14 protein-coding genes are annotated in these 12,394 nt (G+C 44.4%); 7 read left to right on the plus strand and 7 right to left on the minus strand.

Annotated elements, in window-relative coordinates; all coding sequences use genetic code 11:
- Nucleotides 1-78: 78 nt before the first annotated feature.
- On the plus strand, nt 79-204 hold the full coding sequence (locus QH73_RS28780; protein WP_286194101.1) for a hypothetical protein: 126 nt from the start codon (nt 79-81) through the stop codon (nt 202-204).
- Here the strand turns inward: QH73_RS28780 and QH73_RS12525 are convergent.
- Together QH73_RS12525 and QH73_RS12530 are read right to left on the minus strand one after the other, a co-directional pair.
- On the minus strand, nt 201-1,385 hold the full coding sequence (locus QH73_RS12525) for a tetratricopeptide repeat protein (RefSeq protein ID WP_201278126.1): 1,185 nt from the start codon (nt 1,383-1,385) through the stop codon (nt 201-203). The genes QH73_RS28780 and QH73_RS12525 overlap by 4 nt on opposite strands.
- A 250-nt stretch (nt 1,386-1,635) precedes the next feature.
- Nucleotides 1,636-2,310: a fasciclin domain-containing protein gene (locus tag QH73_RS12530; protein WP_039714250.1), complete on the minus strand. Its 675-nt coding sequence runs from the start codon at nt 2,308-2,310 to the stop codon at nt 1,636-1,638.
- A gap of 711 nt (nt 2,311-3,021) precedes the next feature.
- On the opposite strand from QH73_RS12530, the gene QH73_RS12535 reads away from it, so the two are divergent.
- The 4 genes from QH73_RS12535 to QH73_RS12550 all read left to right on the plus strand — a co-directional run bounded on the left by QH73_RS12535 (nt 3,022) and on the right by QH73_RS12550 (nt 7,674).
- Nucleotides 3,022-3,303 (plus strand): GlsB/YeaQ/YmgE family stress response membrane protein, encoded by a 282-nt coding sequence (locus QH73_RS12535; RefSeq protein ID WP_015154110.1) that lies wholly within the window; start codon nt 3,022-3,024, stop codon nt 3,301-3,303.
- Between the two features lie 199 nt (nt 3,304-3,502).
- Nucleotides 3,503-4,294, plus strand: coding sequence for a glutathione S-transferase (locus QH73_RS12540; RefSeq protein WP_039714251.1), 792 nt, complete (start codon nt 3,503-3,505; stop codon nt 4,292-4,294).
- A gap of 118 nt (nt 4,295-4,412) precedes the next feature.
- Nucleotides 4,413-6,149 carry a helicase HerA domain-containing protein gene (locus QH73_RS12545; protein ID WP_039714252.1) on the plus strand — a complete coding sequence of 579 codons (1,737 nt, stop codon included), beginning with the start codon at nt 4,413-4,415 and terminating at the stop codon, nt 6,147-6,149.
- A 532-nt stretch (nt 6,150-6,681) separates the two neighbouring features.
- Nucleotides 6,682-7,674 carry an RNA polymerase sigma factor, RpoD/SigA family gene (locus QH73_RS12550; RefSeq protein ID WP_039714253.1) on the plus strand — a complete coding sequence of 331 codons (993 nt, stop codon included), beginning with the start codon at nt 6,682-6,684 and terminating at the stop codon, nt 7,672-7,674.
- Here QH73_RS12550 and QH73_RS12555 read toward each other — a convergent pair.
- Entirely contained in the window at nt 7,621-7,815 is a 195-nt protein-coding gene (locus QH73_RS12555) for a hypothetical protein (protein ID WP_165587687.1), read from the minus strand. The genes QH73_RS12550 and QH73_RS12555 overlap by 54 nt on opposite strands.
- Nucleotides 7,816-8,181: 366 nt before the next feature.
- Here QH73_RS12555 and QH73_RS12560 point away from each other — a divergent pair, with 366 nt between their 5' ends.
- Together QH73_RS12560 and QH73_RS12565 are read left to right on the plus strand one after the other, a co-directional pair.
- Nucleotides 8,182-8,760: a hypothetical protein gene (locus tag QH73_RS12560; protein ID WP_132866995.1), complete on the plus strand. Its 579-nt coding sequence runs from the start codon at nt 8,182-8,184 to the stop codon at nt 8,758-8,760.
- Nucleotides 8,761-8,797: 37 nt separating this feature from the next.
- A complete protein-coding gene (locus QH73_RS12565; protein WP_165587677.1) occupies nt 8,798-8,941 on the plus strand; it encodes a hypothetical protein in 144 nt (47 codons plus the stop codon).
- A gap of 12 nt (nt 8,942-8,953) precedes the next feature.
- Here the strand turns inward: QH73_RS12565 and QH73_RS12570 are convergent, their stop codons facing one another.
- The 4 genes from QH73_RS12570 to QH73_RS12585 all read right to left on the minus strand — a co-directional run bounded on the left by QH73_RS12570 (nt 8,954) and on the right by QH73_RS12585 (nt 12,354).
- Nucleotides 8,954-9,445, minus strand: a complete 492-nt coding sequence (locus tag QH73_RS12570; protein ID WP_039714254.1) for a DUF192 domain-containing protein — start codon at nt 9,443-9,445, stop codon at nt 8,954-8,956.
- A 128-nt stretch (nt 9,446-9,573) separates the two neighbouring features.
- Nucleotides 9,574-10,257: a response regulator transcription factor NblR gene (nblR, locus tag QH73_RS12575; RefSeq protein ID WP_201278127.1), complete on the minus strand. Its 684-nt coding sequence runs from the start codon at nt 10,255-10,257 to the stop codon at nt 9,574-9,576.
- Nucleotides 10,258-10,330: 73 nt separating this feature from the next.
- Nucleotides 10,331-11,248 carry an NAD(+) kinase gene (locus QH73_RS12580; protein ID WP_039714256.1) on the minus strand — a complete coding sequence of 306 codons (918 nt, stop codon included), beginning with the start codon at nt 11,246-11,248 and terminating at the stop codon, nt 10,331-10,333.
- Between the two features lie 125 nt (nt 11,249-11,373).
- A complete protein-coding gene (locus QH73_RS12585) occupies nt 11,374-12,354 on the minus strand; it encodes an SDR family oxidoreductase (protein ID WP_015154102.1) in 981 nt (326 codons plus the stop codon).
- Between the last annotated feature and the right edge of the window lie 40 nt (nt 12,355-12,394).

Consider the following 12,394-nt stretch of genomic DNA (forward strand, 5'->3'; position numbering starts at 1 on the left):
AGTTATCAGTTGACAGTTATCAGTTGTCAGGGAGCAGGGAGCAGTTATCAGTGACTCCTGACCAGTTATCAGTGACCAGTGACTCCTGACCAGTTAACAATCCACTTACACCCCACACCCCACACCCTATCTACTACTAGCCACCAGCCACTAGCCACTCCCGACTTACGACTTCTTCTCTTACCACGACTCACTATTGACTAAAATCCCATTTCCTGTAAGTTTTGGGACAATTGCCTTGCCACAGCAGGATTGCTCGATTCGTAAAGTGCGATCGCCTGTTGAAATGCTGCTAAACTTTCTCTAACTCGCCCTAGTTTCAGCAATACGACTCCCAAATTCTGATAAGCTTGGGCATATTCGGGATTGAGTTGAATTGCGCGTTCGTAAGCTGCGATCGCTTCTACAAATTGTCCCATTGCCTTTAAAGTAATACCTAAATTGTAGTAACCTAAAGCAAAATTAGGGTCGATTTGTAAGATTTTCAAATAATTAGACTTAGCTTGCTGTAAATTTCCTATTTTTTGCCATAAATTCCCTAAATTATTATAAGCACCAATTTTTAAAAAAGAGGATACATTTAACTGAGCTGCTGTTTGATACGATGTAATTGCTTGCGTTATTTGGCGATTGTAACTATAAGCAAGTCCTAAATGATAGTGTAGTTCGTACAAAATTTCCTCATTGTTTGCCGCAGATTCCAATCCTCGTTCTAATAATTCAATTCCTGGCACAACTTTGCCTGTTTGTACGTACAAAGCACCCAACTTACTACAAACATAAGGATCGTCAGGATGACTAGCCAAAAAGCCTGACATGATCTTCTCAGCTTGGACAAACTTATCTTTTTGTGCAATTTGCTGTTGTTGATATCCATAGTGCAAGATAGCAACCTTATCTAAGTTAGCAATTTGCCAGTGGGGTTCGCGACGAAGAATTTCCGTAACGCTATCATCAATCATGGCGTGATAGGGACGCGCAAAATAGATATCTTGATGGCGACGAAACAAACGCGAGACTAAAGAATAGGGTGATTGTACCGCACCAACTTCTTGCCGTAGTAAATTAACTACTAGGAAGCGATCGCCCTTCATTACCTGTTGTAAATCCGGTATAATTTCAGGTACTAAAATCTCATCTGCATCGAGTACTAAAACCCAATCACCAGTCACGTACTTAAGTGCCTCATTTCGCGCTGCACTAAAATCATTACACCAGTTAAAATGATATATTTTTGCCCCAGATTGCCGAGCTACTTCCACCGTGCGATCGCTAGATCCAGTATCTAAAACAACTATTTCCTCTACAACATCTTTAACACTATTGAGACACCGAGGTAGCGCTATTTCTTCATTTTTGACAATAATACAAAGGCTAGTAGTCATTTGTCATTTGTCATTTTTATTTATTGCATTTATCTACAGTCGCAATTTTCTTAAAAAGAGATTGCCTAAAAATTAAGTGCGATCGCCATAAGTAATAAATGGTAATAAAAATCCGTTCAAATTGAAATTGAACGGAATTACAAGATTATCCTATCAGTTGTTGCTCGTTTGACTCAAAAGAAAAGAGCAACTAGAAGCCATCCGTTTAATGCTTTCCCATTTTGACTTTTAACTTTTAACTTTTGACTTCCTACAAGTCAGGAGGTAGCATCACTTTATCAATCGCGTGGATGACACCATTACTCGCTTTAATATCGGGTTGGACTACACTAGCATCGTTCACAGACACACCCTTGCTAGGATCGGCTTGTACGTTCACAGCACCGCCTTCTACTGTCTTAACTTCCCCAGATTTTAAGTCGCTAGATGTGACATTACCTGGTACTACGTGGTAGGTCAAGATTTTGACCAGAATATCTTTATTTTCAGGTTTCAACAACTCTTGCAAGGCATCTTGAGGTAATTGAGCAAAAGCTGCATCTGTCGGCGCAAACACAGTGAATGGTCCCTGTCCAGAAAGAGTTTCTGTCAAACCTGCCGCCTTGAGAGCAGCTGTCAAGGTTTTGAAGGAGTCATTAGCGGCGGCTAGAGCCACTACGTTCTCCGTTGAAGGCTCAGTTGCTCCTGGTGCAGGAGTCACAGGACTAGGCGCTGTTTCTGGTGGCTGAGTTTCCGATGGTGGTGTAGTCGGTGTTGTGGGTGGCGTACCAGTACGACGGTTGTAAGGGGGTTCGTTGAAAATACTAGGTCTGGGATTAGTTGCTCCTCCACTTGGCTGTTGCGCTTCCACAGGAAGTCCGATGAGGATACTGGCTCCTACAACCCCTATCAGGCTCGCTAGTCGCTTGAGCATCCTATTGCACATTAAGCTATTGTGACTAATATTGTGACTTGGAATTTTTTTCACTGTTGCGTTCCTCTATTGCTCCAAGAATTGTTAGACTATCGTTTCTTTGTCGTGTTCCGAGAATCTTAAGTTTTATAACATTCTCCGATCTTTTTGACAAACTGCACAAACAGTCTCTTCACGAAAGGCTATAGGTAAGGAGGGAGTTCTCAGGATAGCTCGTTCTAGAGACTTCGCTATTAACCGACATTTTGAGTCAGCTCGCTAGTTTAACCCTAATAAAAAGTGGAAAAAAGATATTCGAGCTGGCATTGCGTTCGTTCAATTGCGTTCATTCATGAGTGACACTTATATAAAGCTAGATTGACTCGATTTATGACATAAAAAACATCGATCTCATCTGTTTGCTACTCGCGATCGCTACCCGTTTCTAGTTGAAAATAGTTGGAATACATAGGACTATCTCAAAAGGCATACTATTATCCCCAAGGAAGAATTTCAAAATATTAAAATCTAATGTGTTTCGTTTCATTTTTCTTGACTACACTTGACAGATTGCATTTAAATTTCTTAAAAGTAGAGATATTAGCAGACTCAAAAGTTTATATAGATTAATCGTTGCGTTCATATTTCTTTAGGTTATTACCTGAGGTAGAGGGAATTACAAGTTTGAAAGTGATAGATTGCACTTGAATAAATGATGGATGATTAGAAACAGGAGTTAATGATATGTGGAACATCATTGCTTGGATTGTTTTAGGACTAATAGCGGGAGCGATCGCTAAAGCCATCTATCCTGGCCATCAAGGCGGTGGTATCCTAGCAACAATTATTCTCGGAATTTTAGGTGCATTAGTAGGAGGCTGGCTAGGTTCTGTCATCTTCCCAGGTAGCGCGGGCGCTGCGGCGGCTGGAGTCGGCGCACTAACCATACCTAGCATTATTTTTGCCGTTCTCGGTGCGATTATCTTACTGTTCATCTGGGGCTTGGTAACTCGTCGAACAGCGTAAAAACTCGATAAGAAGTTGTGAGTTTTGAAATACCTATACTTTCCTTCCCCAAAATCTCTGCTGGGGAAGGATTATTTTGTTATTAAGTAGTGAGTGGTTAGTGGCTGGTGACTAGATTCATAGTTTTGCTCTAGCCACGAGTTACGAGTCACTGATAACTGACAACTGATAACTGATAACTGTCTCAAGGAGCGGGCAAATGATAGAACTGTATCAATTCGAGCTATCGCAGTACTCAGAAAAGGTGCGTTTAATTCTAGATTACAAAGGATTAGAGTACCGTAAAATTGAAATCGCACCGGGTATAGGACAGGTAGAACTATTCCGCATGTCGGGACAACGGCAAGTTCCCGTACTGAAAGATGGCAGTACGTTTGTAGCAGATTCTACCGAAATTGCTAAGTATCTCGATCGCCAATATCCAGATAGACCCCTATTCCCTAGCGATCCAGTTCAACGAGCATTATGCCTGATAATGGAAGAATGGGCAGATTCATCCATTGGGATCAAAAGTCGTCAAGCTCTATTTGGTGCGATTAGCCAAGACCAAAGCTTCCGTAAATCTCTCCTACCAGAGACGACTCCCGATATTGTCAAAAGTTTAGTCGAGTTCATCCCCAGCGAAGTGCTGAAAGTTTTAGGAATTGGCGTGGGTTCTGGTCCTGATAGCGTTAAATCTGCCACGACCGACTTGAAACAAGACCTAGAAGCACTATGTTTGTTGTTAGTAGAACGTCCCTACTTACTGGGTGACGAACCTTGCTTAGCCGATTTAGCCGTTGCAGGCTTGTCCATGCTGATTAAATTTCCTGATGGACCTTACCTCGACCTTCCGCCAGCCATAAAAGGAAAAGGTATTCCAGGATTGGCTGACAGCATTATATACGAACCATTTTTCACCTGGCGCGATCGCCTCTACGCTCAATACCGCAAATCCACCTTCAGCTACAATACTGCACCCTCAGCACCGACTTCTATCAGTATTGATTAGCTTTGTTGATGGTTTTTTGCTAGGCAAAAAACTATCAACAAATTATTTTGTAGCCACGATCGAAAATTCGACATAAGATAAGCCAAGGGAAATTGCAAATTTTGCCGTCATTAATACTATGAATTCGGCGCAACCACCCTTGGGTTCCGTTATCCAAGGTTCTCTCAGTCAAGGCTTAGAAGTCAGACTCCATCCAGATGTCTCGGTGGAAGATATGCGGGTGGGAAAATTTCTAGTTGTTGAAGGGGCGCGATCGCGTTTTTTCTGTATGCTGACAGATGTATCCCTCGGTACTTCTAGCAACAGAATTGTTGCCAATCCCCCCCATCCAGACGATGATTTTTTGCGGGAAGTGTTAGCTGGTAGCGGGACCTATGGGACGATCGAACTTGCTCCCATGCTGATGTTTACTCCCGAAGAGTATGCCGAGACAACCAACGGCATGTCTGTACAAAGCAAAAAAAACGACTCGAACGGGCAAAATGGATTGGCATCTTATCAGCCGCAAAGTAGCAGCAGTATCGAACTGATGCCAGTCAAAACAATTCCCCGCCACTTCAGCCAGGTGTACGATGCTAGCGAACGAGATTTCCGCGCTGTATTTGGTTGGGAAGATGACCCTCACCGCCGCAATTTTGCCATCGGTCAACCGTTGGATATGGATGTCCCGATTTGCATCGATTTAGACCGCTTTGTAGAGCGAAGCAACGGTGTATTCGGTAAGTCTGGAACTGGGAAATCGTTTCTCACCCGTCTGCTGTTGTGTGGCATCATTCGCAAGCAAGCAGCAGTCAACTTAATCTTCGATATGCACTCGGAATACGGTTGGGAAGCAGTGCGCGAAGGCAAGCAATTCAGCACTGTTAAAGGCTTGAGACAGCTATTCCCAGGACAGGTACAAATCTATACCCTCGACCCCGCATCCACTAGGCGGCGAGGCGTGCGGGATGCGCAGGAACTTTACCTCAGTTACGACCAAATTGAAGTTGAAGATTTAATGCTGGTGCGGGATGAGTTAAATCTGTCTGAAGCTAGCTTGGAAAATGCAATTATTTTACGTAATGAGTTTGGTAATGCTTGGATTAGTCAACTCTTAAGCATGACCAATGAAGAAATTCAGTTTTTTTGTGAAGAAAAGCGGGGTAACAAATCGTCAATTATGGCGTTACAGCGCAAGCTGAACCGTCTAGAAGACATGAAATACATGCGCCCCGTTTGTCCGCAAAATTATATTAAGCAAATTTTAGATTCCTTAACGGCTGGCAAGCATGTTGTGATTGAGTTTGGTTCGCAATCGAATATGCTGTCGTACATGCTGGCAACAAATTTGATCTCGCGCCGGATTCACCAGCATTACGTCCATCAAGCCGAGAAATTTTTGCAGACCAAAAATCCTGGCGATCGCCCCCGGCAATTAGTAATTACAATTGAAGAGGCACACCGCTTTCTCGATTCTGCCACCGTCCGCCAAACTATTTTTGGGATTATCGCCAGAGAGATGCGTAAGTACTTCGTTACGCTGTTAGTGGTTGACCAGCGCCCCTCTGGAATTGATAATGAGGTAATGTCTCAGATCGGTACGCGGATCACGGCTTTACTCAACGACGAAAAAGACATCGATGCCATCTTCACGGGGGTTTCTGGAGGGCAAAGCTTGCGATCTGTTTTGGCTAAACTTGACTCCAAGCAACAAGCTCTGATTATCGGTCACGCCGTACCCATGCCAGTTGTGGTTCGTACCCGTCCCTATGACGAGAAATTTTATACAGAAATTGGCGATGTTGCTTGGGAAGAAAAGCCTGATGATGAGGTTTTCGCCGCCGCCGAACTCGCCAAAGCCGATTTAGGTTTTTAATTGGTAGAGGCGTTGCCAGCAATGCCTTCACAAGAAATAAATCTATTCGGAATCTACACCAAAACTTCATCTGTTGCAGTTCGGATATCCGGAACCTGCGGCAGGGGGAGTGATGTCATGATATATAACATACCCAATAAAAATGCTTTTGGTCGAAGTGGATAAGCAAAACACTGCGCGAGATTGTCGGAATGGTTCTAGTGTAAGCCCCAAATAAGGCTTTACGTAAGCTGGGATCTATTCTAAGATGAGAGTAAGAGTAAACTCATACTGACTTTAAGTTATTGGCAGAGATAGGCAAACGGAGCCAAGCCCAGATAGAGACTAAGGGTTTGCTAACCACTTATCAATTCTGAACCGATCGATCTCGGCGGTAGGAGAAACTTTCTAAAATCAATCCACGTCTCTACATCTTCCGTCAGATGTTAATCCCAATTTACTCGGATAACCTCCAAGTAGGGATAACTGATTACTTCTTGCAGCCGTCCAGCCATTAAGCATTCGTTTTGTTTACGGAGTAGACAACGCACAAATGCCCACCGAAAACACCACCACAACCACCACCGAAAATAACAATACCAGATTCACGGCTGATATGGTGCGTACCTATCTGCGAGAGATTGGGCGCGTGCCATTATTGACTAGGGAACAAGAGATTGTCTACGGCAAACAGGTACAGCAAATGATGGCGCTGCTGGATGCTAAGGAAGCTTTAGTCAAGAAGCTAAGCCGCGAACCAAATATGGAAGAATGGACGGCTAAAGTCAACATGTCAGAAGCCGAACTCAACGACCTCATCCGTAAGGGACAACGGGCGAAGCAAAAGATGATTGAAGCTAACCTGCGGTTAGTTGTTGCGATCGCCAAAAAGTACCAAAAGCGTAACATGGAATTCTTGGATTTGATCCAAGAAGGAACAATGGGACTGGAACGCGGAGTCGAAAAATTCGACCCCATTCGCGGTTACAAGTTCTCCACTTACGCCTACTGGTGGATTCGTCAAGCGATTACTCGCGCCATTGCCCAGCAAGCACGGACGATTCGTTTACCCATCCACATCACCGAAAAACTTAACAAGATTAAGAAAGTGCAGCGCGAACTAGCGCAAAGCTTAGGACGCAGCCCAAATGCGGTTGAGATTGCCGAAGCACTGGAGTTGGAACCAGCCCAGATTCGGGAGTATCTTAACCTTGCCCGTCAACCAGTTTCATTGGATGTCCGCGTCGGCGACAACCAGGATACAGAGTTGCAAGACTTACTGGAAGATGACGGCATATCGCCGGAAAACTACATGGCTCAGGAATCTTTGCGTCAAGACTTGGATACCCTGCTGTCAGAGTTAACTCCACAACAGCGAGAAGTCTTGAATCTACGCTTTGGCTTGCAGGATGGCAATGAACTTTCTTTAGCTAAAGTTGGAGAAAGACTCAATCTCTCCCGCGAACGAGTTAGACAACTCGAACATCAAGCTTTAGCGCACCTGCGTCGTCGTCGCGCCAACGTGCAAGAATACATCGCCAGCTAATTTAGTGGAGGCGCGATACACTGCGCCTCTGGAAATTTTTAGCTTGCTGACTTTTGACTTTTGTACGGGCGGGGTTTGAGCAAAAATTAACGGTTTTGTGGTCGATTGATTGACTAAACCCGCCCCTATCTCCGTCTCCACATACTAGTGCTTTTGATTGTAATTTAGATTACAATCTATTTAGGTGGCGCTAGTTTAGTCAACAGTATTTATTCAATGTAAAGGTTGTACGTGCTTGTAGGATCTTTACTTTACAAACAAATATTCGCTCTATAGCAAGAACGCCTCCCAGATTCAGGAGGCATTTTTGTCGCATGAAGAAAGTAGAAACGTAAGTCAAACTCATACTGGCAAAAGTTTTGAAGTGAATTTTCTTGGTTGCTAGTTATACCTAGCAGGAGAGAAATTTCAGACCTTTGAAAGAACCAGTGACGGTCAGTAATTATCTATATTTTCTTTAATAGCTGCTGCCAATATTATATATAGAAGCCCCTCAAAGGAGGCACAGTGAAGAATTCTATTTGTTATATTTGCGATCGCTTCAATCATAAACTCGGGCAGCTAAAATTTGTCCTATCTGCTTTGGTAACATTTATAGCGCTCGATCCTACAGCAGCTACCAGTAGCGATCGCCAGCTCGATTCTCTCGCTTCAAGAGTGACATTCACTCCGGTTAAAATTGCTAAAAAAGATAGCGTCGTCAATCCAAAAGGAATGCTACCAACAGCAGACGGAATATATTTATACGGTCAATCACCCCGAACAAATCAGCTCGGACAAGAGTATATGATCTTTGAAATGCGACAGGGTAAAGTGACTGGAGCATTTTATTTACCACAGTCAGAGTTTAGCTGTTTTGAAGGTTCTCTAAAATCAGATCGACTATCTGTAACAGTTGCCGCAGATGCTAACTCTGAAGCTGATGCGGCACAAGTAGCTGCGGTAGGTAATTCACAAATAGAAGATGATTACACTCAAATATCATCTCCCTATGCAGTAGGGTTGCAAAACTATTATCAATTAGCAAATATTAGTGACAACGATCGCCGCATTCTTACTGCTTGCCAGCACAATTATCAACAATGAATTCGCTACTGAATTGAATTTATATTTAAGCCCGAATGTGTTTGAACAACTGGATTTTGCCATGCGATCGCCTAACACAAAAATAGCTGCAAAACTGCTTTTGCGCTTAGTTACTGGAATTCTTATTTTAGTTCTAGCTTGTCTGTGGTTGCTCTTAACAGCAAAACCAGCGTTGGCATAGTTTGAGTTATGCTCAATTGATATACTGAATTTCAACGCGATCGCCGACTTTCAAGCCAATTTGAGCCGTCATTCCACTGCGGAGTTCGAGAACTTTGTCAATCTCCGTATCAGTGCCGTAGGTCGGACAAGTCGTCGTTTTACATGGAGGAACGTCAGCCTCAATTGCCATGACTCGCCCTTCCCGCAGAAAAATCATATCGAGGGCAATCAGAGTATTCTTCATCCAAAATCGAGTTGGTTGCGGCGACTCAAAGACAAACAACATACCTCGATTATCTGCCAAACTCGTACGATACATTAATCCGGTTTGCTGCTGCTGTGGTGTTTTCGCAACTTCTAACTCAAACCTCTGCCCCGCGATCGTCGCATAAGCTGAAATTGGTAGGTTTTGCCCTCTCACCTCTTTTGCTGGCGCTTGAACTACGTGTGTTGGTTCTGTGGCGATTATCGGCGTACATCCTAGCAACAGAAAACTTACTACTATTCCCAGCCATTGACTCATATATCAGTTATCAGTTATCAGTTGTCAGTTATCAGTGACGAGTGACTGGTGATGCGACTAGACTGCTCCCTTGTCCCCCTTGTTCCCCTTGTCCCCCTTGTCTCCCTTGTCCCTTCCCTCACTCCTCACTAAGCTTCTCGCAACACGTATCCAACACCGCGCACGGTTTGAATTAAGCGTTTTTGTCCTTCATCTTCGAGCTTGAGACGCAAGTAGCGAATGTAAACTTCAATCACGTTAGATTCGCCCATAAAATCATAACCCCAAACATTTTCCAGAATTTGCTCGCGCGTTAAGATTTCTCTAGGATGTTCGATGAGATACTTGAGCAGTTCAAACTCTTTCATGGTTAAATCAATAGCACGTCCGTGGCGCAAGGCGCGACGAGTTGCCAGATCCAAAACTAAATCTCCAAATCTTAACTGTTCTGTACCAGCCGGATCGGGATGCAAATAGAGCCGAACGAGCCGTAAAAAATCTTCCGTGCGGTAGGGTTTGAGAAAGTAATCATCTGCTCCTGCTTCCAAACAAGCAACGCGATCGTCAACTGTATCTCGCGCCATCAAGACTAGTATTGGTACGTGCGTACCCATTCGTCTCAAACTAGTACAGACTGTCAATCCCGATTCTACCCCCAGCATTCGATCGATCGCGATTAAATCTGGTTGGCGATCGCGGCTGCGATCGATTCCCGTTGCAGCATCGTGAACTACAACTGGTTCATAGCCAGATTCCCGCAGATCCAAATTTAACTGCGCCGCCAAACTTTCATCTGGGACGATCGCTAATACACAGGGGCGGTGATCGATCATAATTTGTCATTGGTTAATAGTTGATAGTTAATAGTAGTCAACAATTGACCATCAACTATTAACCATCAAGCATTTAAGGTAATTCTACCGAAGTTGGTTTAGCAATGTGAGGCAGACCCCAACCTAATTTTTCTCGTAAGATGCGGAAAAACTCCGGTGGTTGCAGGCGAATGAACTTAGCCGAGTAAGGCGATCGTTCCAAGTATACTTTGTCCTCTGGAAAGACATAGCAGCCGCCATTACCATCTACCACCATAACTAACCGCGTCGCGCCAGCCGGATAGACTGTTACGGGTTCGCTATCGGGAAACACTAATGCTCGTGAAGCAAGAGAATGGGGGCAAATGGGTACGAGTTGCAGTACTGGTACTCCTGGGGTGACAACTGGACCTCCAGCACTCAGGGAATAGGCGGTCGAACCAGTTGGCGTAGAAACGATCACTCCATCAGCTGCGATATCTACTGGTGCATGACGACCTACAGCAATTTCAAAATGGCACATACACGTCAACGGTTCTCGGTGTAACACCATTTCGTTTAAGCATAGGGCTTCCCACAAAACGTCTTCGCCACGCAAGACTTTTACCATTAGCATGGCTCGTTCTTCAACCTCGTATTCGCCTGCTAAGACTTTTTCCAACGCTTGGGGCAATTGGTTCAAGTAAGCCTCAGTTAAAAAGCCCATGTGACCCGTGTTGAGTGACAGTATGGGAATACCACTCGGAGCGACCAAGCGCGCCGCTGCAAGCACTGTACCATCTCCACCCAGCACGAACGCCAACTTCATCTCAGAATCAAAACCAGGTGGTGTCAGTCCTTCAATAGGGGTGTGACAGACAGGACTTTCGGGATTAGAATACCCTAACATTCCTCCCACGCCAGTTGTCATACAAACATCCCATCCAGCAGCGGTGAGTTTGTCACTCAACTCAATAGCAACCCGCTGTGCTATGGGTTTAACGTCGTTATAGATAATGCCTGCTTTCGGCACGTTTGTAGTCAAGGTTGCAGCACTTTAGCTAGATCGTTGCACATTTTTTTGTCATTTGTCATTCGTCATTTGCTTGGCACTAACGAGCAACGAACGAAAAACAGATAAGTCATGACCAGTTGGTACTAGTTGCTCTTTTTAACGGGGATTTTGGCTGTTTTTTTCTTAGTTTTGTTTTTTTCGTATTCCAATTCCTTGAGTTTTTTCAGCATCCGTCCGAAGTATTCTTGCAAGTAGCTTTCTAAAGTTGTCGTCTCCTGGGGGTCTAACCCAAAGGTCTGATAGACTTCATCCATAGGAGCTGTCAGAGGTACGCCAGTTGCGAGTACTTCAGCAAATGCTAAACGATCTGCAACATTCCATCCCCATTGGAAGAACCGCGTGACGTGCCGCATCGTGCGCAAAAAGTTGACTGGCAAACGAGACACTTTTGCTGGTTTTCCAGTCAATCGCTCGCACAAACTCGTTATTTCCTCTGCACTCCAGGCGCGAGAACCAACTACAGGAAAAGTTTGTTTTTCTGTTGCTGGTACGGAGAGAGCGCGAACGGCAAATTTGGCAATGTCTTGGGTGTCCATGTAGGCAACGGGAGAAGATTCACCCGTCACCCAAATTGCTTGTCCCTCTAAAATCGGAATTGCGTACTGACCGATCAAGCCTTGCATGAAGCCACAAAGCCGCAGGATAGTATAATTCATTCCCGCTTCACTCAAAAATAGCTCCGTACAGCGCTTGATTTCCATCAAAGGCACTTGGGGATATTTCTCTGCTTCTAAAATAGAGAAGAAAATGTAGCGATCGACACCAGCAGCTTTTGCTGCCTGAATCAGCGCTACCTTACCATCCCAGTCTACTTGCTTGATACTCAAGCTATCTGTTGCTCTTGCTGTAGCAGCGTCAATCACCACATCCATTCCTTCCAGAGCGGCTGGTAGAGTGTCCGGTTGACTGAGGCTGCCAGAGACAAGTTCAGCACCCCATTCTTTTAAAAAGGTAGCTTTTTTTTGACTGCGGACGAGACAGCGCACCTTATACCCCTCATCGAGAGCACGACGAGCTACCTGTCTTCCCAAGGTGCCAGTAGCACCGACAATCAAGATATTCATGAGGGATTAGTAACGATTCTTAAGCTTTATTAAAAGAATG

It is taken from the genome of Scytonema millei VB511283, from assembly GCF_000817735.3.
Lineage (GTDB): Bacteria > Cyanobacteriota > Cyanobacteriia > Cyanobacteriales > Chroococcidiopsidaceae > Chroococcidiopsis > Chroococcidiopsis millei_B.